The organism is Curvibacter sp. EU05-FHT14A10, from assembly GCF_058791075.1.
Genome location: NZ_JBYTDE010000013.1, coordinates 108727 through 131201, shown reverse-complemented (window position 1 = coordinate 131201; position 22475 = coordinate 108727). Strand labels below are relative to the sequence as shown.

General features: G+C 67.3%; 18 protein-coding genes. 9 read left to right on the top strand and 9 right to left on the bottom strand.

Annotation, left to right across the window (positions count from 1 at the left end):
• A complete protein-coding gene (locus tag AC3WUT_RS22275; protein WP_492349277.1) occupies positions 1 to 3210 on the top strand; it encodes an efflux RND transporter permease subunit in 3210 nt (1069 codons plus the stop codon).
• Positions 3203 to 4657: an efflux transporter outer membrane subunit gene (locus AC3WUT_RS22270; RefSeq protein ID WP_492349276.1), complete on the top strand. Its 1455-nt coding sequence runs from the start codon at positions 3203 to 3205 to the stop codon at positions 4655 to 4657. Before AC3WUT_RS22275 ends, AC3WUT_RS22270 begins: the two co-directional genes overlap by 8 nt.
• Before the next feature lie 75 nt (positions 4658 to 4732).
• Here the strand turns inward: AC3WUT_RS22270 and ggt are convergent, their stop codons facing one another.
• A complete protein-coding gene (gene ggt / locus AC3WUT_RS22265; protein WP_492349275.1) occupies positions 4733 to 6472 on the bottom strand; it encodes a gamma-glutamyltransferase in 1740 nt (579 codons plus the stop codon).
• A gap of 127 nt (positions 6473 to 6599) precedes the next feature.
• Between ggt and AC3WUT_RS22260 the strand changes: the two genes are divergently transcribed.
• A complete protein-coding gene (locus AC3WUT_RS22260) occupies positions 6600 to 7535 on the top strand; it encodes a LysR family transcriptional regulator (RefSeq protein ID WP_492349274.1) in 936 nt (311 codons plus the stop codon).
• Between the two features lie 107 nt (positions 7536 to 7642).
• Here AC3WUT_RS22260 and hemP read toward each other — a convergent pair whose 3' ends face one another.
• Both hemP and AC3WUT_RS22250 read right to left on the bottom strand, forming a co-directional pair.
• Positions 7643 to 7846, bottom strand: a complete 204-nt coding sequence (gene hemP / locus AC3WUT_RS22255; RefSeq protein ID WP_492349273.1) for a hemin uptake protein HemP — start codon at positions 7844 to 7846, stop codon at positions 7643 to 7645.
• A 159-nt stretch (positions 7847 to 8005) separates the two neighbouring features.
• Positions 8006 to 10054, bottom strand: a complete 2049-nt coding sequence (locus tag AC3WUT_RS22250) for a molybdopterin-containing oxidoreductase family protein (RefSeq protein ID WP_492349272.1) — start codon at positions 10052 to 10054, stop codon at positions 8006 to 8008.
• 150 nt (positions 10055 to 10204) lie between these two features.
• Between AC3WUT_RS22250 and AC3WUT_RS22245 the strand changes: the two genes are divergently transcribed.
• The gene (locus AC3WUT_RS22245; protein ID WP_492349271.1) at positions 10205 to 11329 is read left to right on the top strand and encodes an ABC transporter substrate-binding protein; all 1125 of its coding nucleotides are present in this window, start codon (positions 10205 to 10207) and stop codon (positions 11327 to 11329) included.
• Between the two features lies 1 nt (position 11330).
• Here AC3WUT_RS22245 and argE read toward each other — a convergent pair whose 3' ends face one another.
• The gene (gene argE, locus AC3WUT_RS22240) at positions 11331 to 12488 is read right to left on the bottom strand and encodes an acetylornithine deacetylase (RefSeq protein WP_492349270.1); all 1158 of its coding nucleotides are present in this window, start codon (positions 12486 to 12488) and stop codon (positions 11331 to 11333) included.
• 96 nt (positions 12489 to 12584) lie between these two features.
• Here argE and AC3WUT_RS22235 point away from each other — a divergent pair, with 96 nt between their 5' ends.
• From AC3WUT_RS22235 to AC3WUT_RS22215, 5 genes are all read left to right on the top strand, one after another.
• Positions 12585 to 13787, top strand: a complete 1203-nt coding sequence (locus tag AC3WUT_RS22235) for a M20 aminoacylase family protein (protein WP_492349269.1) — start codon at positions 12585 to 12587, stop codon at positions 13785 to 13787.
• 2 nt (positions 13788 to 13789) lie between these two features.
• Complete coding sequence (locus AC3WUT_RS22230; protein WP_492349268.1) at positions 13790 to 14884, top strand: M14 family metallopeptidase; 1095 nt, start codon at positions 13790 to 13792, stop codon at positions 14882 to 14884.
• Between the two features lie 40 nt (positions 14885 to 14924).
• Positions 14925 to 16265, top strand: a complete 1341-nt coding sequence (locus tag AC3WUT_RS22225; protein ID WP_492349267.1) for a glutamate carboxypeptidase — start codon at positions 14925 to 14927, stop codon at positions 16263 to 16265.
• A 123-nt stretch (positions 16266 to 16388) separates the two neighbouring features.
• Positions 16389 to 16643, top strand: coding sequence for an acyl-CoA-binding protein (locus AC3WUT_RS22220; RefSeq protein ID WP_492349266.1), 255 nt, complete (start codon positions 16389 to 16391; stop codon positions 16641 to 16643).
• Between the two features lie 207 nt (positions 16644 to 16850).
• Positions 16851 to 18176, top strand: a complete 1326-nt coding sequence (locus AC3WUT_RS22215; protein ID WP_492349265.1) for a cadherin-like beta sandwich domain-containing protein — start codon at positions 16851 to 16853, stop codon at positions 18174 to 18176.
• Positions 18177 to 18198: 22 nt separating this feature from the next.
• Here AC3WUT_RS22215 and AC3WUT_RS22210 read toward each other — a convergent pair whose 3' ends face one another.
• From AC3WUT_RS22210 to AC3WUT_RS22190, 5 genes are all read right to left on the bottom strand, one after another.
• Complete coding sequence (locus AC3WUT_RS22210; protein WP_492349264.1) at positions 18199 to 18660, bottom strand: GNAT family N-acetyltransferase; 462 nt, start codon at positions 18658 to 18660, stop codon at positions 18199 to 18201.
• Between the two features lie 82 nt (positions 18661 to 18742).
• Complete coding sequence (locus tag AC3WUT_RS22205; RefSeq protein WP_492349263.1) at positions 18743 to 19723, bottom strand: Bug family tripartite tricarboxylate transporter substrate binding protein; 981 nt, start codon at positions 19721 to 19723, stop codon at positions 18743 to 18745.
• Between the two features lie 42 nt (positions 19724 to 19765).
• Positions 19766 to 20158, bottom strand: a complete 393-nt coding sequence (locus AC3WUT_RS22200) for a VOC family protein (RefSeq protein WP_492349262.1) — start codon at positions 20156 to 20158, stop codon at positions 19766 to 19768.
• A gap of 124 nt (positions 20159 to 20282) precedes the next feature.
• Entirely contained in the window at positions 20283 to 21191 is a 909-nt protein-coding gene (locus AC3WUT_RS22195) for a hydroxymethylglutaryl-CoA lyase (protein WP_492349321.1), read from the bottom strand.
• 8 nt (positions 21192 to 21199) lie between these two features.
• Positions 21200 to 22432: a CaiB/BaiF CoA transferase family protein gene (locus AC3WUT_RS22190; protein WP_492349261.1), complete on the bottom strand. Its 1233-nt coding sequence runs from the start codon at positions 22430 to 22432 to the stop codon at positions 21200 to 21202.
• Positions 22433 to 22475 lie beyond the last annotated feature (43 nt).

Below are 22475 nucleotides of genomic sequence, written 5' to 3'. Positions count from 1 at the left end.
GTGTTCCGTTCTTTACTGGCGTTCGTCCTGACGCGCCGCCCGGTGGTGCTGCTGGGGCTGCTGGCCTTCATGGCCGCCGGCGTGCTGGCCTTCATCAAACTCAATGTCGAAGCCTACCCCAACCCGGCCCCGGTGATTCTTGAAATCACGGCCCAGGCCCCCGGTCTGTCGGCCGAAGAGATGGAGCGCTACTACACCCGCCCCATGGAGATCGGCCTGGCCACCACCATGGGGGTGGACAACATCCGCTCCACCTCGTTCTATGGTCTGGCCTTTGTGCGCGTCACCTTCAAGTACGGTGTCGAGTACGTGCCTGCGCTCACCCAGACCGCGCTCAACCTGCAGCAGAACGTCAACTTGCCTGGCGGCGTGCAGCCGCAAATCCAGGCCTCCAGCCTGGTGGGTGAAATCCTGCGCTACCAGGTCAAGGGCCCGTCCACCTACAGCCTGACTGATCTGCGTGGCATCCAGGACTGGATCATCCAGCGCCGTCTGCTCACCGTGCCCGGGGTGGCCCAGGTCGTCACCTGGGGCGGCACCACCAAGGAGTACCACGTCGAAATCAACCCCGCCAAACTCGAAAGCTATGGCCTCACCCTGCAGCAGGTGCTCAGCGCCGTGGGCAATGCCAACAGCAACGTGGGCGGGCGCAACCTCAGCGTGGGCGAGCAATCGGTCAACGTGCGCGGCCTGGGGCTGGTGCGGGATGTGGCCGATGCCGGCAACATCGTCATCACCCAGCAAAACGGCTTGCCCGTCCTGGTCAAGGACGTGGCCTCGGTCAGCGTTGGCAGCGTGCCGCGCCTGGGCGAAGCGGGGCGCGATGCCGAGAACGACGTGGTCACCGGCGTGGTGGTGATGAACCGCCTGCAGCAGACCAAGGAGGTCATTGCCCGCGTCAAGGAGGCGGTGGACAAGCTCAATGTCGATGGCAGCCTGCCGCAGGGCGTTCAACTGGTGCCTTATTACGACCGATCCACCCTGGTCAACGTCACCACCCACACCGTCATCCACAACCTGATCTTCGGTTGCCTGCTGGTGTTCGTCATTCAGTGGATCTTTCTGGGCGACCTGCGCAGTGCAGTGATCGTGAGCGTCAACATCCCGTTTGCGTTGTTCTTCAGCATCATGATGCTGGTGCTCACGGGGGAGTCGGCCAACCTGCTGTCTCTGGGGGCGGTTGATTTCGGCATCATCGTCGACTCGGCGGTGATCCTGGTCGAAAACATCTTCCGCAACTTCCAGAAGAGCCCGCGTGAACGCATCAATGCCCTGCGCGCCATGACCCGCGGCCCGCACGGCATGGTCACCGACCCGGCCCTGGGCTGGACCCAGCGCCTGCGCATGATCTTCATGAGCTCGCTGCAGGTCGACAACTCGGTGCTGTTCTCCACGGTCATCACCATTGCCGCCTTCTCGCCGCTGTTCCTCATGACTGGGGTGGAGGGTCAGATTTTCGGCCCCATGGCCCGCACTTATGGCTATGCCCTGGCCGGCGCGCTGCTTGCCACTTTCACCGTCACGCCGGTGCTGGCCGCCTACCTGCTGCCGCGCCGCATCCAGGAGCACGAAACCCGCATCGTCGAGTGGGTGCGCAAGGCCTACGAGCCGGCCCTGCGCTGGTCACTGCAGCATGCCAAGACCGTGTGCGTGGGCGGTGTGGTGTTCCTGATCGCGGTCGGGGTGCTGGCCTCGCGACTGGGCAGCGAGTTCCTGCCGGCCCTGGAAGAGGGCAACCTGTGGATCCGGGCCTCCATGCCGCCCACCATCTCGCTGGAGGCCGGTACCGCCAAGGCCAACCGCATGCGCGAGATCATCAAGAGCTATCCCGAGGTGATCACCGTGGTGTCGCAGCACGGCAGGCCTGACGACGGTTCGGACGCCTCGGGCTTCAACAACGTCGAGTTGTTCGCCCCGCTCAAACCCTTTGACGAATGGCCCGCTGGCGTCAGCAAGGAGCAGTTGGTGGCCGAGTTGCAGGAGAAGTTCGCCCTCGAGTTCCCGGGGGTGGGCTTCAACTTCTCGCAGTACATCCAGGACAACGTGCAGGAGGGCCTGTCGGGCGTCAAGGGCGCCAACTCGGTGAAGATCATGGGGCCCGATCTGGTCACGCTGGAGAAGCTGGCCGTCGACGTGGTCGCCGTGATGAGCAAGGTTCCGGGCACCGCCGACATCGGCATCTTCAACACCCTGGGCCAGCCCAACCTCAACATCCAGATCGACCGCCAGAAGGCGGCCCGCTACGGGCTGAACACGGGTGACGTCAACACCGCCATCCAGGCGGCCATGGGCGGCACCGTGGCCACCACGGTGCTGGAGGGCGAACGCCAGTACGGCCTGAGCGTGCGCTACCTGTCGGCCCAGCGGCACGACCTTCAAAGTGTGCGTGATCTGCGCATCGGCTACACCACCACCGGTGGGGGCAACGCCTTCGTGCCCCTGCGCGACATCGCCGACATCACGCTGGACACCGGGGCCACCTACATCTACCACGAGCGCAACGAGCGCTACATCCCGATCAAGTTCAGCGTGCGCGAGCGCGACCTGGGCAGCACGGTGTCCGAGCTGCAACAGCGCGTGGCCGCCGAGGTCAAGCTGCCCGAGGGCTACCGCATCCAGTACGCGGGCGAGTTCGAGTCGCTGCAGCAGGCCAAGGCCCGCATGGGCGTCCTGATCCCGATGGCGATGGCGCTGATCCTGGTACTGCTGTATGCGCTGTTCAGCAGCTTTGCCTACAGCCTGCTGGCCTTGGCGGCCGTGCCCTTCACCGTGGCCTGCGGCATCCTGGCCCTGTACGTGTCCGACCAGGTGATCAGCATCTCGGCGGTGATCGGCTTTGTCTCACTGCTCGGGGTCTCCGTGATGGACGGCATCCTGATCCTGAGCTACTTCAAGGAGCTGCGCCTGGCCGGGCAGAGCCCTGAAGACGCCATCTATGACGCCTACATCCACCGCATGCGGCCTCTGTTGATGACGGCCCTGTCGGCCTGCATCGGCTTGTTTCCGGCCGCGCTCAGCCACGGCATCGGCAGCCAGGTGCAGCGCCCGCTGGCCACGGTGGTGGTGGGCGGCATGTTGCTGGGGCCGGTGTTCCTGCTGCTGGTGGTGCCCGCCATGCGGCTCACCGTGCTGCGCCACCTGAAACTCAAGAAACGCCGCAAAGGCCTGGGTGGCGATGCGCTGGCCCACGAGGAGGATGCCCATGCTTGATTCATCGCGCCACATCGGCGGCCCGCTGCGCACCCTGGCACTGGGCCTGCTCAGCGCCGGCCTGCTGTCCGCGTGCGCCGTCGGCCCCGACTACCACGCGCCCCAGGCGCCCCAGGTCAGCGCCTTCACGCGCCAGGCTGATCCAGCGCCCCCCGCCGCCACGGCCGAGCTTCGTCCCGATTGGTGGACGGCCTACGGCTCGCCCCGGTTGGTCCGGCTGGTGCAACGCGCCCTCCAGCACAACCCGGGCATCGATGCCGGTCTGGCCAACTTGCGCCAGGCGCAGGAGCTGGTCACGGCCCAGCGCGGCCTGTTTTTCCCGCAGGTGCAGGCGGGCTACAGCGCCAACCGCCAAAACTCGGGGCGCGTGTTGTCTTCGCCCCTGGCCTCGGGGGCCAGCCTGTTCACCTTGCACACGGCCCAGGTCAGCGTGGGCTTTGTGCCCGACGTCTTCGGTGGCAACCAGCGTCAGGTCGAATCCTTGCAGGCCACAGCCGACAGCCAGCGCCTGCAGCTGGAAGCCCTGCGTGTCACGCTGGCCAGCAACGTGGCCTCGGCCGTGATCCAGGAGCAGTTGCTGGTCGAGCAGATCGCCGTGCTGGAAGAAGCCTTGCAGCTGGCGCAGCAGCAGCTGCAGCACACCCGCGGCCTGAAGGCCCAGGGCTACGCCAGCGGCCTGGATCTGGCCCAGCAGGCATCGGCTTACGCCCAGACGGCGGCTCAGTTGCCGCCCCTGCACAAGCAACTGGAGCAGACGCGCAACCTGCTGGCCGTGCTGTGCGGCGACTTCCCGGCCGCGGACCTGGGCGCGGTGCAGCAAGCCCCCGTCCGCTTGCCGGCCGAGTTGCCCCAGGCCTTGCCCTCTCAACTGGTGAGCCGGCGCCCTGATGTTCAGGCCGCCGAGGCCCAGTTCCATGCGGCCTATGCCCAGATCGGTGTGGCCACCGCCAACATGCTGCCGCAGTTCTCGCTCAGCGCCAACCTGGCGTACGCGGGTGGAGCGGTGGGTGGTTTGCTGTCGGCTGGCAACAAGGCTTGGGGGCTGCTGGGTGGTGTGAGTGCGCCCTTGTTCTCTGCCGGCACCCTGTCGGCCCGCAAGCGCGCGGCCGAGGCCGGGGCCGAGGCGGCTCAGGCCCAGTACCAGGGGGTGGTGTTGACCGCTTTCCAGAACGTGGCCGACACCCTGGTCGCCCTGCAGCACGATGGCCAGGCCCTGAGCGTGGCCCGCGATGCCGAGGCCGCAGCGCAAAACCTGCTGGGTCTGACCCGTCAGCAGTTCGACCAAGGCTACGTGGCCCAGCCCCAGTGGCTCAGCACGCGGCAGGCCTGGCTGCAGGCCCGCCTGGCCCACCTGGCGGCGCAGGCGGTCTACCTGGGCGACACCGTGGCCCTGCACCAGGCCTTGGGCGGTGGCTGGCGCGATCAGCCAACGATGGCCGGTCGCTGAACCTGACTGAATCCGGAAAGCAAAAAGGGGCCGTTTTCACGGCCCCTTCTTCTTGGCGTGGTGCTTTCTTGCCGCTCAGAAACCCATGGCCAGACCGCTGTTGCGGCGCGGGTCATTGGCGCCATAGAAGCGGTTCTTGCCCACCGGCTTGCCGCCCAGCGAGGGCGCGCCGATCAGCACGGCGGCCAGGTGGTTGGCGGGTTGAGGTGCACCCAGCTTGTGGCCGGCAGCTTCCAGCAGCTTGCGGGTGTCGGGCGAGATGGCGAAGTTCTCCATGTTGGTCACATCGGGCAACCATTGCTGGTGGAAGCGCGGCGCATCCACGGCTTCTTGCACGTTCATGCCGTAGTCGATCACGTTCAGCAGCGTGTGCAGCACGGCGGTGATGATGCGGCTGCCGCCGGGCGTGCCGACCACCATCACGGGCTGGTTGTCCTTGCTGACGATGGTCGGGCTCATCGACGACAGCGGGCGCTTGCCCGGGGCGATGGCATTGGCCTCGCCCTGCACCAGGCCGTAGATGTTGGGCACGCCGATCTTCACGGTGAAGTCATCCATCTCGTTGTTCAGCAGCACGCCGGTGCCAGGCACCGTGACCTTGGCACCGAACCAGTCGTTCAAGGTGTAGGTGACCGACACGGCATTGCCCCAGCGGTCGGCAATCGAGTAGTGGGTGGTGTTGCTGCCCTCGTGCGGCGCCACCCCAGGCTTGATGTCCTTGGAGACACCGGCCTTGTTCGGGTCGATCACTGCGCGGATCTGGGCCGCATAGGCCTTGTCGGTCAGGCGGGCAATGGGGTTCTTCACAAAGTCGGGGTCACCCAGGTAGCTGTTGCGGTCCACATAAGCGTGGCGCATGGCCTCGATCTGGTAGTGCACCGACTGGGCCGAGCGGAACCCCAGGTCTTTCAGGGGGTAGCCCTCGAGGATGTTCAGGATCTCGCAGATGATCACCCCGCCCGAGCTCGGCGGCGGTGCCGACACCACGTGGTAGCCACGGTAATCGCATTCGACCGGCGGCATCTCGCGGGTTTTGTACTGGTCCAGGTCGGCCTGGGTGATCAGCCCGCCACCGGCCTGGCTGGACTGTGTCAGGGCCTGGGCCACCGGGCCTTTGTAAAAGCCCTCGGGGCCCTTGTCGCTGATCGCCTTCAGGGTGCGGGCCAGGTCTTTCTGCACCAGCTTGTCACCCACCTGGTAGGGCTCGCCCGACTTGAGGAAGATGGCCCCCGAGGCCGGATCCTTGCGGAAGTCGGCGGTCGCGGTGTGCAACATGTCGATGTCACCCTGATCCAGCACAAAGCCCTGTTCGGCCAGGGCGATCGACGGGGCCAGCAGTTCCTGACGCTTGAGCGTGCCGTACTTCTCGCGCGCCCATTCCAGGCCTGACACGCTGCCGGGCACACCCACGGCCAGGTGGCCATGCGTGCTCAGGCCTTTGATGACGTTGCCGTCCTTGTCGAGGTACATGTTCGGCGTGGCGGCCAGTGGGGCCTTCTCGCGGAAGTCCAGGAAGGTCTTGCGTCCATCCGCCAGTTGCAGCGTCATGAAGCCACCGCCGCCCAGGTTGCCGGCGGCCGGGTATACCACGGCCAGCGCGTAACCCACGGCCACGGCCGCATCCACGGCGTTGCCGCCTCGCTTGAGCACATCCACCCCCACTTTCGTGGCCAGGTGCTGGGCAGCCACCACCATGCCGTTCTCGGCGGCCACGGGGGCCACCGAGGCGGCGTGCGCGACCCAGTGGAAACTCAGGAACAGGCAGCCCGTGAGCACCGTGGTGCGCAGGCGGGGCAGGCGTCGGGGGAAATTCATCCGGCTTCTCCTCGTTGATGTCTTGCGGGGGGCATCCCGGCCTCCAGGGGCTGGGTCGGGCCAGTTTAGGGGGCGTTGCTCAATTTATGATCAGGGAAATTGCCCTTGGCGGCGAAATGACTGTTTCATGAAATTTGACAATCTGGCCGATCTCAAGGTGTTGGTCGCGGCCGCAGAGACCGGGGGCTTCACACCGGCGGGGCGCCGCTGCGGCCTCAGCACGGCTGCGGTCAGCGCGGCCATCAAACGACTCGAGACCAGCCTGGGCGTGCGCCTGTTCGAGCGCAGCACGCGCAGCGTGCAGCCGACCCAGGAAGGCCGGGTGATGATCGACCATGCCCGCCGTGCGCTGGAGCTGGTGGCCGAAGGGCAGGCGCTGGTGCGGGGAGGCGCTGCAGCGCTCACCGGTAGCCTGCGCCTCACCACCTCATCGGCCCTGGCGCGGGGCCTGTTGCTCGACTGGTTGCCCGGATTTGCCGCGCAACACCCGGGGCTGGAGATCGACCTGCGTGTCACCGACACCCATGTCGATCTGGTGCGTGAAGCCATCGATGTGGCGGTGCGCTATGGGCCCTTGCCCGATTCGGGGCTGGCGGCCCGCTTGCTGGCGCCGTCGCACCGCATTGCCTGCGCCAGCCCGGCCTACCTGCGGCGCAGGGGTTGGCCGCAGCAGCCCCAAGACCTGACGCGGCACGAGTGCCTCACCTATGAAGTGCGGGGGCGCCTGTTGTGTGACTGGGCGTTCAGCCCCGTGGATGACGCCGATGGGGCTGCGGCGCCCATCACCGTGCCGGTGCGGGGCGCATTGCGCTGCAACGATGCCTCGGTGGCGCTGGACTGGGCTTTGCAGGGGCAGGGGGTGGTCTATCAGTCGGCCCTGCAGCTGGCAGCAGCCTTGGCCGACGGGCGCTTGCAGCGTGTGCTGCCCACCTGGCTGGGCGCGCCGGCACCGCTGTATGCGGTGCTGCCCAGCAATCGCTTTGTGCCGCCACGCGTGACGGCGCTGGTGGAGGCCCTGGCCGAGCTGTTCGCGCGCTCGGCTGCGGGGAAGATCGTGGGTTAAAAAAGGCTTGGCTGGTCAGGTGGGCCGCAGTGCGGCACCCGATGGCTGGCCAAAACGACCTTGGAGACACGGCTGTGGCCGTGCAAGGGTCGCCCCACGATGAAACTTTATTTGGTCAGGATCAGCTTGCCCAGACGGGTGGCCTGCAGGCGGTACAGCAGGCCGTTGTGCAAGATCTCGACCGTCTTCTGGCCGGCCAGCAGTTCCTGGCTGGGCACCACCCGGGGCGCCGAGCCGGCCGAGGCCGAAGGGCCACGCGACGGGGCCGGTGCGGTCTGAAACGGAGTGGACAGGGCGGTGAACTGGTTCATGGCGGCAAGTCGATGAAAAGGGGCTGGCTGGGTCTGCGGGACCGATGGTCGGCTCTGTAGACTGGCTGATGGGTGGATTATGCACTCAAATGAGAATGAATCTCATTAAAAAATTCAATCAACCCTGCTGCCGCCATGGCTCCAACCCTGCCACGGCGATCAGGCCAGCCGGCTGACCTGCACGGCGCAATCGTAGAAGGTGGGGCCGCGCCCCAGATCGGTCAGGGCCTGGCTGGTGAGTTCATTCACGTTGGTGCCGTTCAGGCCGAATTTGCGCCACCAGATGCCCAGGCCGTTGACCACGCCCGGGCGGGCCCGTTCGCTGACCTCGGCCTTGCAGTGGTAGTTGCCGCGGGCGTTGAACACGCGCACCACATCGCCGGTGCGGATGCTGCGCGGGCTGGCGTCGTCGGGGTGGATCTCCAGCACCGGCTCGGTCTCGATGTGGCGCAGGCTGGTCACGTTCACGAAGGTCGAGTTCAGAAAGTTGCGTGCCGGCGGCGAGATCATGGCCAGCGGCCAGGGCCCGGCCGGGTTGGGCAGCTCGTGATTGGGCAGGTGGTCGGGCAGGCCGTCCAGCCCCTGTGCCACCAGGGCGGGGCTGAGGAACTCGCAGCGCCCCGACGGGGTGGGAAAGCCCCCTTCGGCAAAGGGCGCATCGGCCAGCGGCAGGCTGGTAAAGCCCTGGCGCTGCAACTGCGCGTGGTCGATCCGGTCGCCAAAAGCCTGTCGGCACAGGGTTTCGTCGTCTTCGACAAAGCAGGGCTCGGTGTAGCCCATGCGCTGTGCCAGGCGGCGGAAGATCTCGCTGTTGGGCAGGGCCTCGCCCAAGGGGGCAATGGCCGGGCGGTTCAGCAGCACGTCGGTGTGGCCGTAGGCCAGGTGAATGTCCCAGTGCTCCAGCTGGGTGGTGGCCGGCAGCAGGTAGTCGGCGTAGTCGGCGGTGTCGGTCTGGAAATGCTCCAGCACAACGGTGAACAAATCCTCGCGGGCGAAGCCGGCCGCCACCCGGGCCGAATCCGGGGCCACGGCCACGGGGTTGCTGTTGTAGACCACCAAGGCCTCGATGGCCGGGCCAAAAGCGGGCGAGGCGGGCTGGTTGAGCGCATCGCCGATGGTGGACATGTTGATCAGGCGCGGTCGGCGTTCACCCAGCAGGTCCGGGCGCTGCAAGGTCTGGCGCTGCACCGGGAATTGCCCCGAGCTCGACAGCAACACGCCACCGCCGCGCTCGCGCCAGGCGCCCGTCAGCGCGGGCAGGCAGGCAATGGCGCGCACGGCATTGGCGCCGCCGCGCACGCGTTGCACCCCGTAGTTGAGTCGGATGGCCGCCGGCCGGGTATGGGCATAGTCGTGTGCCAGTCGCGTGATCTGTTCCACCGGCACGCCGCACACCTCGGCGGCGCGCTCAGGCGGCCACTGCAGGGCACGTTCGCGCAACTCGGCCCAGCCCAGCGTGTGGCGCTCGATGTAGTCATGATCCAGCCAGTCGTGCACGATCAGTTGCTGCATCAGCGCCAGGGCCAGCGCGGCATCGGTGCCGGGGCGCAGAGCGATGTGCTCATGGCATTTCTCGGCGGTCTCGCTGCGGCGCGGGTCGATGCATACCAGGCGGGCGCCCTGTCGCTTGGCCTCTTGCGCGATGCGCCAGAAGTGCAGGTTGCTGCCGATCGAGTTGCTGCCCCAGATCACGATCAGCCGGGCCTCGGCGAAAAACTGCACCTTCATGCCCACCTTGCCGCCCAGGGTGTGGACCAGGCCCGCGGTGCCTGCCGACGAGCAGATGGTCTGGTCCAGCCGGCTGGCGCCCAGCCGATGGAAGAAGCGTGCCGCCATGCCGTCGCCTTGCACCAGCCCCATGGTGCCGGCGTAGCTGTAGGGCAGCACGGCCTCGGGGTTGCGGCCTGCGATGGCGGTCAGGCGTTGTGCAATGTCGCTCAGGGCCTCATCCCAACCCACTTGCACGAACTTGCCCGAGCCCTTGGGCCCCACCCGCTTCATCGGGTGCAGCAGGCGATCCGGGTGGTAGGTGCGCTCGGGGTACTTGGACACTTTGGCGCACAGCACGCCACCGGTCAGCGGATGGGCTGGGTTGCCTTGCACGCGCGTGGCCACGCCATCCTTCACGGTGGTCAGCAGCGAGCAGGTGTCGGGGCAGTCGTGGGGGCAGGCGCCAAGCACCTGGGTGTCGTCAATGGGCTGGTTCATGGGGCGTTGTGGGTCGGTGGGCCGCATCGGCCCGCTGTGTTTCAACGCATTGTCATACAGCGTGACAGGCGTTATGGTCGAAAGCCCATGCTCGCACCACCGTCGCTCTCTCCGGCTGATTCACCGCGGCATCCGTCCAGGCGTCGCCTGGTGCAACTGACCTGTTCGGCCTGCGCGGCCAGCCTGGCCGGCCCGGCCTGGGCGCGTGGCCCGGGCGAGGTCCCGCTGGTGCTCGGTCAGTCGGTGCCCCTGACCGGCCCCACGGCCCACTTGGGGCGCCACTATGTCCAAGGGGCCCAACTGGCTTTTGACCAGGTCAATGCCGCCGGCGGCATCGCCCGGCGCGCCATCGAATTGCGCATCCAGGACGACGGTTATGAGGCCGACCGTTGCGCCGACAACACACGTCGTTTTATCCAGGATGATGTTTTTGCCTTGTTCGGGTATGTCGGGACGCCCACCAGCCTGGCCGCCATGCCGCTGGCCCTGGGCGCCCGCGTGCCCTTTGTGGCTCCCCGCACCGGCGCGCAAGCCGTGCGCGAACCTTTGCACCGCCCTGTCTTCGTCATCCGGGCCTCGTACCGCGAGGAGTTGGCGCTGATCGTGTCCAGCCTGCGCGCCCGAGGGGTGCGCCGAGTGGCGTTGCTGCGCCAGGGGGATTCGTACGGCGATGCCGGCCTGGACGGCCTGACCCGTGCGCTGGCGGCGCAGGGCCTGGGTCTGCTCGGCCAGGCCAGCATCGAGCGCAACTCGCTGGACGTCAGCGCCGCGGTGAGGGCCCTGGCCCCCTTGCGGCCGGAAGCCATCGTGCTGGTGTGCACTTACCAGGCCGCCACCGCCTTTGTGCGGGCGGTGCGCAAGGCGGGGTTTGCCGGCTTGTTTGCGGCGGTGTCCTTTGTGGGAACCCAGGACATGATCGACACCCTGGGGCGAGACGGCGCCGGGTTGATGATTTCTCAGGTCATGCCTTCACCCTACGTCAACGTCCATCCGCTGGCCGTGCAGTTCAGGGCGGCGGCCCACAGGGCGGGGGGGCGTGTGGCGCTGACCTATTCCGCCATCGAGGGGTATCTGGCCGGCTCGGTGCTGGTGGCCGGGCTGCAAGAGGCCCTGCGCCGGGGCCGCCTGAGCCGCGAGGGTCTGATTGAGGGGCTGGAGGCCCTCGGACGGCGAGAGATTGCAGGCTTTCCGATCGAATTGGGGTCGGCCAGCCACGTGGCCAGCCACTTTGTCGAGCTCTCCACGCTGGTGGGCGACGGCACGCTTCGAACCTGACTCAGGCTATTTCGCGCACCCCGCCCAGGCCTTGCAGAAACTGTTCGCAGCGGCCCAGTTGCTCCAGGCTCACGTACTCATCGGGCTGGTGAGCCTGCTCGATGCTGCCGGGCCCGCACACCACGGTGGGGATGCCGGCCTGCTTGAACAGCCCCGCTTCGGTGCCGAAGGCCACCAGTGTGGTGCCTGCTGCGCCGGCCAGGCGCTGCGCCAGGCGGGTCACGGCGTCGTCGGCCGAGCCCAGGAAGGCCGGCACCTCGCAGATCGGCTCGAAGCTGAAGCCCGTCTCAGGGCTCACCTTTTGCATGCCGGGCTCCAAGGCACGGGCCGCTGCCACCACCTGCGATTGCAGGGCCAGCGCGTCCACGGTGGGCAGGTTGCGGAACTCGTAGCGGAACTCGGCGTCGCGCGGCACCACGTTGTCGGCAATGCCGCCGTGGAACTGACCCACGCTGGCGGTGGTGTAGGGCACGTCAAAGCCCGCGTAGCGGGGCTCGTCGCGCTCGAAGCCCTCGGCCATGTCACGCAGCTTGCCCACCAGTCGGGCCGCCATCTCGATGGCGTTGACGGATTGAGGCGTCAGCGACGAGTGCGCCTCCTTGCCGCGCACACAGCAGCGGTAGCGGTACACGCCCTTGTGGGCAATGGCCGGCACCATCAGCGTGGGTTCGCCCACGATGCAGGCCAGGGGCTGGATCTGCGCGTCACGCAGGTCGGCGATCAACTCCTTCACCCCCAGGCAACCCACTTCTTCATCAAAACTCAGCGCCAGATGGATGGCGAACGGGGCCGGGCTGTCCAGAAAGTGCTGGGCCTGGGCCAGGGCGATGCCGATGAAGGCCTTCATGTCGGCCGAGCCCCGCCCATACAGGCGGCCATCGCGCACCATGGCCGACAGCGGGTCTGCGCTCCAGGCCTGGCCGTCCCAGGGCACCGTGTCGGTGTGGCCCGACAGAATCACCCCGGCCGGCTTGCCCTCACCCAGGGTGGCAAACAGATTGGCCTTGGTCTTGTCGGCATTCCAGGTCAGGCGGCTGCGCACCCCGAGGCGCAACAGCTCGTCGCGTACGAAGTGGATCAGTTCCAGGTTGGAGTTTCGGCTCACCGTGTCCATCCGGACCAGGGTCTGTGCCAATGCAAGGGCTCGATCGGAAATCATGGTTGGCATTGTGGATGATGTGCGCAGATGGCGCAGAACTTGCGGCAAAGCCCTGCCCATTGCTAGACTGATTCATTCAGCGCCCACTACATCACCATGCAAATCCTTGATTCCATCGTGGCCCAGGCGGCCGGCATCGCGGCTGTGCGCCGCGACATCCATGCTCACCCCGAGTTGTGTTTTGAAGAGCTGCGCACCGCCGACCTGATCGCGGCCAAGCTCACCGAATGGGGCATCCCGGTGCACCGCGGCCTGGGCAAGACCGGTGTCGTCGGCATCGTCAAGGGCGGTGACAGCCCGCGCGCCATCGGCCTTCGGGCCGACATGGACGCGCTGCCCATGCAGGAGTTCAACACCTTTGCCCATGCCAGCCGGCACGCCGGCAAGATGCACGCCTGCGGTCACGATGGCCACGTGGCCATGCTGCTGGCGGCGGCCCAGCACCTGGCCCGCCACCGTGATTTCGATGGCACGGTCTACCTGATCTTCCAGCCGGCCGAAGAGGGCGGTGGTGGCGCCCGCGAGATGGTCAACGACGGCCTGTTCGAGCAGTTTCCCATGCAGGCCGTGTTCGGCATGCACAACTGGCCCGGCATGCCGGTGGGCACCATGGCGGTCAGCCCCGGCCCGGTGATGGCCTCGACCAGCGAATTCAAGATCACCGTGCGCGGCAAGGGTGGCCATGCGGCGCTGCCGCACACCGGCATCGACCCGGTGCCGATTGCCTGCCAGATGGTGCAGGGCTTCCAGACCATCATCACCCGCAACAAGAAGCCGGTCGACGCGGGCGTGATCTCGGTCACCATGCTCCACGCGGGCGAGGCCACCAATGTGGTGCCCGACAGCTGCGAGATGCAGGGCACGGTGCGCACCTTCACCACCGAGGTGCTGGATCTCATCGAGCGCCGCATGTCCGAGATCTCGCACGGCGTGGCGGCGGCCTTCGGGGCCGAGTGCCATTTCGAATTCGTGCGCAACTACCCGCCCACCATCAACCATCCCGCCGAGGCCGAGTTCGCCCGCAGCGTCATGGTCGACCTGGTCGGTGCCGACAAGGTGTTGCCGCAAGAGCCCACCATGGGGGCGGAAGATTTCGCCTACATGCTGCAGGCCAAGCCAGGCGCCTACTTCTTCATTGCCAACGGCGACGGCACGCACCGTGAGATGGGTCATGGTGGCGGCCCCTGCATGCTGCACAACCCCAGCTACGATTTCAATGACGACCTGATCCCCTTGGGTGGCTCGCTGTGGGTGCGGCTGGTCCAGAAGTGGTTTGCCCAGCAGCCTGAAGGGGTTTGACCATGCTGGCGGTGCCCCAGGCCTTTGCCAGCCGTTACGCCGAGGCGCGCGTGCGGTTTCTGGAGGCTGCGGCCCAGGCCGGCCTGCCGATCGAGTCGCACCCTCACCCCTTGCCGGGCCGCGATGGCGAAGCCCTGGCCATGGACGTGGTGCGTGACGGCCCGGCGGACGCCCAGTCCCTGTTGATCGTCAGCAGCGGCTGCCACGGGCTGGAAGGCTTTTGTGGCTCAGGTGTCCAGGTGTTCGCATTGCACGATGCCGAATGGCGTGAGCGGGCCCACGCGGCCGGCGTGGCCGTGCTGTATGTGCACGCACTCAACCCCTACGGTTTTTCGCACCTGCGTCGGGTCACGCATGAAAACGTCGACCTGAACCGCAATTTTCAAGACTTCAGCCAGCCTCTGCCGCTCAACGAGGCCTACCGCGAACTGGCCCCCTTGCTGCTGCCCGAGGTGTGGCCACCCGATGCCGCCAATCAGGCGGCCATTGCCGACTTCATGGCCCGGCGCGGCGAGGCCGCCTTCCAGGCCGCGGTGGCGCGAGGCCAGCACGAGTTTCCCCAGGGCCTGTTCTTCGGCGGCCAGGCCCCCACCTGGAGCCACCAGACCCTGCGCAACGTGCTGCGCCAGCACGGCCGTCAGGTTGGCCGCCTGGGCTGGATCGACTTGCACACCGGTCTGGGGCCCAGCGGTGTGGGCGAGCGCATCTTTGCCGGCCGCAACGACCCGGCCGCCGTGGCCCGGGCCCGCGCCTGGTGGGGCGGTGCCGGCGCCACGCCGGTCACCTCGATCTACGACGGCTCCTCCAGCTCGCCCTTGCTCACCGGCCTGATGTGGGAGAGTGCCTACCAGGAATGCCCGCAGGCCGAGATCACCGGCATCGCCCTGGAGTACGGCACCCAACCGGTGTTGCAGGTGCTGCACGCCCTGCGTGCCGAGCATTGGCTGAACGGGCACCCCGAGGCCCCGGCGCCCCTGGCCGAGGCCATCCGCCAGCAGGTGCTGGCAGCCTTCTACACCGACACCGACGCCTGGAAAGGCCAGATCATCAGCCAGGCCCGCCAGGCCTTGTTCCAGGCTGTCGATGGTCTGGCCTGAGCCGAGCGCCCGCCTTTCACCTTCACCGCCCTGATCCGCCATGAACCTGATGAACCCTGGTGGCCTTCATGCCACCCGCCGGGCAGCCTTGCTGGCCCTGAGCCTGCTGGCCGCCCAATGGCTGAGCCCTTCGGCGCAAGCCGATACCGCGATGCCACCTGCCGCCCAGGCCCCGCTGTGGGCGGCTGCCGGCCAGGAGCAGCCCGCCCTGCTGGAGACCTTGCGCGCCTTGGTCGGTATCGAAAGCGGCAGCAGCGACCGCGAAGGCCTGGACCAGATCTCCGAGCTGATCGCCGGCCGCTTGCGCGAACTGGGGGGCGAGGTGAACTTCATCGACGCCGCACCGGCCGACCTGTACCGCATGGAGGACACGCCCCCCCGGCCTGGCCGAATGGTGCATGCGGTGTTCAAGGGGGTGGGGCAGCGCCGCATCCTGCTGATTGCCCACATGGACACGGTCTATCCCCGGGGCATGCTGGCCCAGCAACCGTACCGTGTGGAAGGCAACCGCGCCTATGGCCTGGGCATTGCCGACGACAAGCAGGGCGTGGCCACCGTGTTGCACACCGTGGCCCTGCTCAAGCGCCTGGGCGTGAACGATTACGGCCAGTTGACCGTGCTCATCAACGGCGACGAGGAGATCAGCTCGCCCGCCTCGCGCAAGACCCTGGCGCGCCTGGGGCGCGAGCACGATCTGGTGCTCTCGTACGAAGCCACCCGTGTCGGAGGCGACAAACTGTCGCTGGCCACCAGCGGCATTGCCATGGCCTCGCTCAAAGTGGTGGGGCGGGCCTCGCACGCGGGCGGCGCCCCTGAGGCGGGCGTCAACGCGCTGTATGAGCTGTCGCACCAGCTGCTGCAATTGCGGGATCTGTCGGCGCCCGAGCGCGGCCTGAAGGTCAACTGGACGATCGCCAAGGCTGGCGTGGTGCGTAACATGATCCCGCCCGAGGCCAGTGCCCAGGCCGATGTGCGCCTGCTGCGCGTGGGTGATTTGCAGGCCCTGGACAAAGAGCTGCAGTTGCGCACCCAGCGCCGCCTGTTGCCGGGCTCGGAGGTCAGCGTCACGCTGGAGAACCGCCGTCCGCCCCTGGAGCCCACCGATGCCGCGCGCCGCGTGGGGGCCCATGCCCAGCAGCTTTACCGCGAGATCGGCCATGCCTTGCAGATCGACGACCGACCGGAGGGCGGCGGCACCGATGCCGCTTTTGCCGCACTCGACACCCGGGCGCCCGTGTTGGAACGCCTGGGCTTGCAGGGCTTTGGCGCGCACTCCGACAAGGCCGAATACGTGCTGCTCGACTCCATCCAGCCGCGGCTTTACCTGGGGCTGCGCCTGATCGCCGACTTTGCCGCAGGCCGGGTGGCGGGCGCAGATTGAACAGTTGGCGACACTGTGGACGCGGATGGGCTGTCCAGCCCGTCGGCGTGGGCGTGCGCCGCTTAAGATGGGTGCTGACCGGGCCAAGCCCATGAAGACCCCCTTAACCAGGAAATCCGAGACATGTCCGACCTGAACACCTTGTTTGAAGCCGCTGTGGCCAACTCCAAGAACCTCAGCGAGCGCCCTGACAATCCCACCCTGCTGAAGATCTACGCCCTGTACAAGCAGGCCACCCAGGGGGACAACACCGAGAAGAAGCCCGGCTTCACCGATCAGGTGGGCCGCTTCAAGTGGGACGCCTGGGAAAAGCTCAAGGGCAAAACCCAGGACGAGGCCAAGCAGCTCTACATCGACCTGATCCAGTCGCTGAGCTGAGCCGGTCTCGCTGCACATCCCTCGACAGCCCCGGTTGCGCAAGCGCCGGGGCTGTCGCCGTTCAGGGGTCTTGGCCCGCAGGCCGAAGCCGTGCGGCCGGCTTCCCAGATTTCTCCCAAGTTGGTCTCTAACATGCAGCGAGGTCGGCCCCCCACCCCTGGAGGCGCGTCTGCCCCCATGTCTACCGCTGTCAACAGGAGAATCGCCATGCCCCAAGCCGTCAACCCATCTAACCCGCTGGGCCGTCGCCACGCCTTTGCCCTGGTGGGCACACTCGGTGCCCTGGCCTTGAGTTCCTGTGGCGGCGGAGGCAGCAGCACGAGCAGCACCACCTCCTCGGTGGCCACGCTGGCCGGCCTGAGCCTGTCCGCCGGCAGCCTGTCACCGGCCTTTGCCAGTGCCACCACGGTGTACGCCGCCAGCGTTGGCAACGCGGTCAGCAGCTTCACCGTCAGCCCTACGGCCACCGACAGCGGCGCCACCGTTCAGGTCAACGGCAGCACGGTGGCCAGCGGCAGCGCTTCGGCCGCGATCAGTCTCAGCGTGGGCACCAACACCGTGACGGTGGTGGTCACCGCCAGCGATGGCAGCACCACCAAGACCTACACGGTGGTGGTGACCCGTGCGGCGGCCACTTTGTCGTCCGATGCGACGCTCAGCGCGCTCACCCTGTCTGCGGGCAGCCTGTCGCCGGCCTTTGCCAGTGCCACCACGGCGTACACGGCCACCGTGGCCAACAGCGTGAGCAGCCTCACGGTCAGCGCCACGCTGGCGGGGGCGGGCACGCTCAAGGTCAACGGCAGCACGACCAGCAGTGGCGCGGCCTCCAGCAGCGTGGCACTCTCGGTGGGCAGCAATACCATCACGGTGCTGGTGACGGCGGCCGATGGCGTCAGCACCCAGACCTACACCGTGACGGTCACCCGCTCGGCGGCCGGCAGTTGCACGCTGACCGCTACCGAAACCGATGGTCCTTACCCGCTGTACGCCATCCTGACCAATTCGGCCATCGCGCGCAGCGACATCCGCGAAAGCAAGACCGGCATCCCGTTGACGCTCACCCTCACGGTGTTGAGCGCAGGCAGCAGCTGTGCACCCATCAGCGGTGCGGGCATCTACATCTGGCATTGCGACAAGGATGGGCTGTACTCGGGCTACAGCACCAGCACCAACGCAGGTCAGAGTGGCCTGACCTATCTGCGCGGCATCCAGGTGACCGACAGCAACGGACAGGTTACTTTCACCACGATCTACCCCGGTTGGTATGCGGGCCGCATCACCCACATCCACGTGCAGGTGTACCTCAACGACAACCTGGCGGTTTCGGCCACGGCCACCACCCAGTTGGCCTTTCCGCAGACCATCACCACGGCGGTGTACAACAGCGCGCTCTACACCAAGGGGCAGAACACCTCAATCACCAGTTTCTCGGCCGACAACGTGTTCAGTGACGGCACCAGCACCGAGATGCTCACGTTGAGCGGTGACATCAGTGCTGGCTACAGCGCCAACATGACGATCACCATCGCCTGAGCGCCGCTTTGGCACCCGTACCTCACAGGTGCCGGCTCATGAACAGGCTGTGCGGGTCGGAGCGGTAGTCTGCAAATGGCCCGCAGGGCAGAAAGCCGTTGCGCCGGTACAGCGCATGGGCCGGCGCGAACGAGGGGGCGGTGCCGGTCTCCAGGCTCAGGCGCAGCAGGCCACGTGCCCGACCCTGCGCCAGGATGTGGTCGAGTACGGCCTGACCCACGCCCTGGCGCAAGAACGCGCCGTGGGTGCGCATCGACTTGAGCTCGCCATGCCGGGCATCCAGCGTCTTGAGCGCGCCGCAACCGCACAGGCGGTCACCGCGCCAGACCGACCACAGCGTGATGCCGGGTTGGCGCAGCGCCGCCAGCGGCAGCGCGTGCACGCTCTCGGGTGGGGTGTCGGCCTGCATGCCGGCCAGGTGCTCGCGCAGCAAGGCCTGGATCTCGGGGCCGCTGAGGTCGTCCTGACGGATCTCGAAACTCATGGAGGTGCTCCGGCTGGGGCGGCCCGGGGCGGGCCACTGGCCTGGACTTTAAGCCATGGCCCGGCAGGGGGCCGGGGCGGGCTCATTCGAGCGTGATGTGGGCGGTCTGGATGATCTGGCCCCAGCGCTTGAGTTCGGATTGGGTGAACTCGGCCAATTGACGGGGGCTCATCTGTTCGACATCGGTGCCGGATTCTTCGGCCTTCTTGCGGGTGTCGCCGCTGGCCAGGATGCGGTTGATCTCGGTGTTCAAGGTCTGCACCACGTCGGACGGCGTGTTGGCGGGGGCGTACAGCGCAAACCAGGAGTCCAGCTCATAGCCCGGCAGCCCGCCCTCGATGGTGGTGGGCACATCGGGCAGCGAGCTCAGGCGCTTCTTGCTGGTCACGCCCACACCCTTCAGGCGGCCCCCCTGGATCTGGCTCACCACGCCGGCGGGGGTGGTGATGAAGATGTCCACCTGGCCGGCCATCAGGTCTTGTACCGCGGGGCCCGAGCCCCGGTAGGGAATGTGGGTGATGAAGGTGCCGGTGAGCTGCTTGAACAACTCGCCCGCAATGTGCTGGATCGAGCCGTTGCCCGAGGACGCAAAGTTCAGCTTGCCCGGGTTGGCCTTGGCGTAGGCGATCAGTTCCTTGAGGTTGTTCACCGGCAGCTTGGGGTTGATGGCGATCACCTGGGGTGCGCGGGTCATCATCGCCACGGGGGTGAAATCCTTGATCGGGTCCCAGCCCGCCTGCTTGAACAGGTGGGGGTTGCCCACGTGGTAGCCGCTGTACGACACCAGCAGGGTGTAACCATCGGGTTTGGCCCGTGCCACGATCTGGTTGCCGATGTTGCCCGAGGCGCCGGGCTTGTTGTCCACGATCACGGGTTGGCCCAGCGCCCGACCCAGGGGTTCGGTGATCAGCCTCGCCGTGAAGTCGGTGGTGCCGCCGGGGGCGGTGGGCACCACCAGGGTGATGGGGCGTTGCGGGAATTTGCCCTGGGCCCAGGCCTCTCGGCCCAAGCCCGCTACAGCCGCGAGTGAGGCGAGCTGCCCCAGAAGCTGACGTCGTTGCATGGTGTTGTCTCCGTTGTAATTGGGGGGTCGAGGCCTGGCTCTTCAGGCCAGTTCGGAAATCTCGATCAGGTTCAGGTCCGGGTCGCGCACATAGACCGAGCGGATCTTCTGCGTGGCACCGGTGCGCATCACCGGGCCTTCGATGATGGGCCAGCGGGCAGCTTCCAGCCGCTCGATCACCTGGCTCAGCGGCATGGTGGCGATGAAACACAGGTCCAGCGCCCCGGGCACCGGCAGGTGGGCCTTGGGCTCGAATTCGCGGCCCCGCACATGCAGGTTGATCTTCTGCAGGCCAAACTTGAAGGCCTTGCGTTCGACCGGTGGGGTGCCGCCGATGAAGCTCTCCAGTTGCATGCCCAGCACCCGGGTGTAGAAGTCGACGCAGGCGGCCTCGTCGTGGGTGGTCAGCACCAGGTGGTCCAGGTGGTCGATCATGCTGTCCTCTTCAGTCACAGGTTGAAGTCAAGTTGGTGCGTCTGCCGCCGCCGGGCCGCCCCAAGGCGGCAGGGGCCCCCTCGGGGGGCAGCGACCACACGAAGTGAGGGAGCGTGGGGGCCACTCATATCGGGGCAGGGTGCAGGTCGGTGATGCGGCCGGCCTTGGCCACCTGGCCCGGCACCTCGTGGCCCACGATGGTGGGCATCTGGCGCGCCACGGCCAGCAGGCGTGGCAGGTCGATGCCGGTGTCGTAGCCCATGGCGTCCAGCATGTGGATGGCGTCTTCGCTGCTGATGTTGCCGCTGGCACCCGGGGCATAGGGGCAGCCGCCCAGGCCGCCCAGCGAGCCATCAAAGCGGGTGATGCCGCTTTGCACGGCGGCCAGCACATTGGCCAGGCCCATGCCGCGGGTGTTGTGAAAGTGAAGCGTCAGCTGCAGATCCGCAAAGCGCGCCTGCAGGGCCTCGCACACCGCCTTCACCTGGGCCGGTTGGGCCATGCCGGTGGTGTCGCAGATCGTCAGGCCCCGCACCCCCAGCTCGGCAAAGCGGTCGGCAAAACGCAGCACCTCGGCCAGCGGCACCTCGCCCTCCATGGGGCAGCCGAAGCAGGTCGACAACGAGACATTGATCGGCGTGCGCCCGTCCACCCGCCGCACCACCTCGGTCAGCGCGGCCAGGCTGTGCTCGCGCGGCATGCGCAGGTTGGCCAGGTTGTGCGTCTCGGAGGTCGACATCACCAGGTTCAGCTCGTCGGCCCGCGATTCCAGGGCACGTTCGGCCCCGCGCAAGTTGGGCACCAGCACGGTGTATTCCACCCCAGGAGCCCGGCGGATACGGCCCATCACCTCTTCGGCGTCGCGCAGCATCGGGATCGCCTTGGGCGAGGTGAACGAGGTCACCTCGATCTTGGCGTAGCCACACTCGCTGAGCGCGTCCACCAGCGCCACCTTGGTGTCGGTGGGGATGAATTCGGGCTCGATCTGGAAGCCGTCGCGCGTGGCGACCTCGTTGAAGTGGATGCGTGTCATGGGGCGTGTCATGTGGGTTCTCCGGCGACGATGCCCCGGTCTTTCAGGGCCTGGATCTGATCGGCGCTCAGGCCGATGTCGCGCAGCACGGCGTCGGTGTCCTGCCCGATGCCCAGCGGTGCGTTGCGGCGGTGCCCGCCGGGGGTGCGCGACAGTTTGGGGATGATGCCGGGCACGGCCAGTGTGCTGCCGTCGTCCATCTGCACCTGTTCGATCATGCCGCGGGCCTGGTAATGCGGGTCGGCGGCGATGTCGGCCACCGTGTAGATGCGGCCCGCCGGCACCGAGGCCCGGTCGAGTGCGGCCAGCACCTCGTCCACCGTCAGCTTCGCCGTCCAGGTGCCGATGGCCGCGTCGATCTCGGCCACCCGGGCCACTCGGCCGGCGTTGTCGCCCAGGGCCGCGTCCTGGCCCAGGTCGTCACGCCCCATCTCGTGCATCAGGCGCTTGAAGATGCTGTCGCCATTGCCCGCGATCAGGGCGTAGCCCCCGTCGGCGCAACGGTAGGCATTGCTGGGGGCGATGCCCGGCAGGGCGCTGCCGGCCGGGCCCCGCACCGCACCAAAGGCGCTGTACTCGGGCAGCAGGCTTTCCATGCAGTTGAACACCGCCTCATACAGGGCCACGTCGATCACCTGGCCCTGTCCGCTGCGGTGGCGTTCCTGCAAGGCCATCAGGATGCCGATCACGCCATGCAGCGAGGCCAGCGTGTCGCCGATCGACACCCCCACGCGCACCGGCACGCGGCCGGGTTCGGCGGTGAGGTGGCGTAGCCCGCTCATGGCCTCGGCCACCACGCCGAAGCCGGGCTTGTCACGGTAGGGGCCGGTCTGGCCGTAGCCGCTGATGCGCAGCATCACCAGACGCGGGTTCAAGGCCAGCAACTCGTCCGGCCCCAGGCCCCAGCCTTCCATGGCGCCGGGGCGGAAGTTCTCGATCAGCACATCGGCCTCGGTGGCCAGTTGGCGCACGATGGCCTGGGCCTCGGCCGCTTTCAGATCAAGGGCCAGCGAGCGCTTGTTGCGCGACTGCACCTGCCACCACACCGAGGTGCCGTCCTTGAGCAGGCGCCATTTGCGCAGCGGATCGCCGCTGCCCAGGGGTTCGATCTTCACCACGTCGGCGCCGAAGTCGGCCAGTGTCTTGGCCGCAAACGGGCCGGCGATCAACTGGCCCAGCTCCAGCACCTTCAAGCCGGCGAGCGGGCCGGTGGCCGGGAGGAATTCAGAGGGGCTTGTCATGGCGGGCAGTTTGCCGCTGTCCGCGCCCGCCTGTCCATTTCTG